Raw genomic sequence first — 2,760 nt, 5'->3', positions numbered from 1 at the left:
CCCGGCGGTCGCCGCCGCGTCCGCCCCGGCCTCCGCCGCCCCGGCACCCTCGGGCGCCTCGGCCAGCCGCGCCGTCCAGCGCCGGGAGAAGTACGCGATCACCACGACCACGACCACCAGGCCGACCTTGATCATCAGCAGCCGGCCGTACGACGTGGAGGTCAGCGCCGAGAACGTGCCGAGCTGGCGCCACGCCTGGTACAGCCCGCTCGCCACCAGCGCCACGACGCTCCAGAACGCGAGCGCCGAGAACCGCCGCACCGCCCGCGCCCCGATCGCGGGCGCCCGGTAGAGGGCGACGAGCAGGGCGGCGAGCCCGCCCAGCCAGCACGCCATGGCCAGCAGGTGCACCATGTCGACCGGCATGGCCAGCGCCGTCTGGATGCCGGTCGAGGCGTGCTCGCTCAGCGACCAGGTCGCCGCGAGGCCCGCCGCGACCACCGCGCCACCCGCGCCGAGCCCGAACGCCAGGTCGCGGTTCCCGCTCCCGGCGCCGGGGCCGCCCCCGCCCCGGGCACCGTCCGCCGCCGGGGCGCCGTCCGCGCCCGGCGCGGCCTCCTCCCCGCGCCGCGCGTACGCGCCGAACAGCACGGCCACGAACACGGCAGCCGCCCCGAGGAGCAGCAGCCGCGACACGAGCGCCGCGCCCTCCTTCGTCGCGAGGACGTCCTGCAGCCCGGCCAGGTCGAAGACGTCGGACAGCCTGCCCGACCCCGTGTAGGGGGTGCGCAGGAGCAGCAGCGCGAGCGTCGCGGCGGTGAACGTGATCCAGCCGCGCACGACGAGCCGCTGCATCGGCCGGGCCGCCGCCCCGCCCGGCCAGCAGACCAGCACGAACGCCGCCCCGCCGATCAGCAGGACGAACCCCGCGTACGAGAAGTAGCGCGCGGCGCCGTACAGCACGCCGACGAGCCCGCCGCCCCCGCCCTGCCCGCCGACCTGCGCCGACGTCTTCGACGGAGCGCCGACCGAGAACGTGAAGGCCCCGGCCACCGGATGGGTGTCGGCGGAGACGGCCTGCCAGGCCACGGTGTACGTGCCGTCGGCGAGGCCGGAGCGCAGCGCGATGCGGTAGCTCGCCCTCGACGAGGTGCTGACGTCGGCGATCTTCCCGCTGTCGACGCGCTCGTTGTCGGGGGCGAGCACCCGTATCGCGTTCTTGCCGAGGGAGACCTGCTCGGAGAACGACAGGGTGACGGCCTTCGGCGCGGTGGCCACCACGCTCCCGTCCTTCGGGTCGCTGCCGGTCAGCGCCGCGTGCGCGGACGCCGTGCCCGCGGACAGGCCCAGCAGGGACACGACGATCACGGCCGCGACGGTCAGCAGCCGCAGCAGCGGCGAGGCGTGCGGGCCGCCGGGCTCACGGCCCGGGCGGCGCACCCGCGTGCGGAGCGCGGCGGGCCGCGCGCTCCGCCCGTCCGGACGGGGCAGGAGGCGGGGGCGTGGACGCGCGGGGGCGCCGGGAACGGCGGACGGGGCGGTGGCAGCACTCATGGCGTGTCGAGTCCCTCACTCACGGCGTGGCGGGCGGCTGGTAGTTGGCCGCCTTGACGGGAACGGTGACCTTGATCGCGCCTGTCCTCTTGAAGTGCAGGTCCAGTTCGATGCTCTGGCCCTGCTTGGGCGGGTGGGCGATGCCCATCAGCATGATGTGGTTGCCGCCGCGGGCGAGGTCGAGCGAGCCGCCCGGCGGCACGTCGAACGACTTCACCTCCACCATCCGGTTGCCGACCGTCTTGTGGATGGTGACGCTGTCGCTCAGCGGGCTGGTGACGGACGTCAGCGCGTCGTCGCCGGTGCCGGCGTTGTGGACGACGAGGAAGCCGGCCGCGAGGTCGCCGACGGGCTGCGGCATGTACGCCCCGGTGACGGTGAGCTTCGGCGAGCCGCCGGCGGCGGAGGACGCGGACGAGCCGGCCCCGCCTCCGCTCCCGGGCGTCGCGGCGGCGTCCGCGTTGCCGCCGCCCGAGCAGGCCGTCAGGGCGAGCCCGGCCGCGGCGAGGACGGCCGCCGGCGCGAGGGCCCGGCGGCGCGGGGAACGGCCGGTCACGGCTTCTCCCCCTTCACGATCTTCGGCAGGGCCTTCGCGTAGTCGCCGGACGTGGTCGTGTCCCCGTACAGCAGGTAGCCGCCGTTGGTCTTCGGGGAGAACGCGATCACCTCCGCGCCGTGCGTGGAGACGATCGTGCCGTCCTTCTGCTTCACGGGCGGGTCGATGCCGATGCCGAGGGTCTTCGCGGCGGCCTGGATCTTCTTGAAGTCCCCGGTGAGGCCGATGAACGACGGGTCGCCCGCGGCGGGCAGCCACTTGCCGAGCTCGGCGGGGGTGTCGCGCTGCGGGTCCGTCGTGATGAACACGACCTGGAGCCGGGCCTGGTCGGCCTTGGACAGCGACTTGCGCGCGATGCCGAGGTTGCTCATCGTCAGCGGGCAGACGTCGGGGCAGTGCGTGTATCCGAAGTACAGCAGAGTCGGCTTGTTCTTCGTCTCCTCGCGGAGGTTGAAGGGCTTGCCGTGCGTGTCGGTCAGGGTGAGGTCGGGCTTCGGGAACGGCGGGTCGAGGACCGTCGCCGCGCCCGGGGCCTGACCCCCGGAGACGGCGGCGACCGACTTCGGCTTCGCGCTGTCGTGGCCGCGGACGGGGCCGAGGCGACCGCTGCCGCCACCGCCACGATGCCGCTGCTGGAGCGGCGCTACCGCCGCGTCCTTCGGTTCCTCCCCTCCTACTACCGCGAGGCGCGGGAGGAGGAGATGGTCGAG

Annotated in this window: 3 protein-coding genes; all 3 read right to left on the bottom strand. The window is 74.8% G+C overall.

All coding sequences use genetic code 11. The features are described from left to right. The coding region (locus L1885_RS26735) for a copper resistance CopC/CopD family protein (protein ID WP_235799735.1) at positions 1-1,494 on the bottom strand (1,494 nt) is incomplete at its 3' end. 19 nt (positions 1,495-1,513) lie between these two features. Further along, positions 1,514-2,050: a copper chaperone PCu(A)C gene (locus L1885_RS26730; protein ID WP_235799734.1), complete on the bottom strand. Its 537-nt coding sequence runs from the start codon at positions 2,048-2,050 to the stop codon at positions 1,514-1,516. Continuing rightward, positions 2,047-2,760 (bottom strand): SCO family protein (locus L1885_RS26725; protein WP_235799733.1); only part of this gene is annotated, 714 nt, incomplete at its 5' end. The genes L1885_RS26725 and L1885_RS26730, both read right to left, overlap by 4 nt.

The organism is Streptomyces fuscigenes (assembly GCF_021556455.1).
In the GTDB taxonomy this organism is placed as follows: Bacteria; Actinomycetota; Actinomycetes; order Streptomycetales; family Streptomycetaceae; genus Streptomyces; species Streptomyces fuscigenes.
Note: the sequence above shows the minus strand (reverse complement) of the source record. Positions and strands in the feature narration are given on the sequence as shown.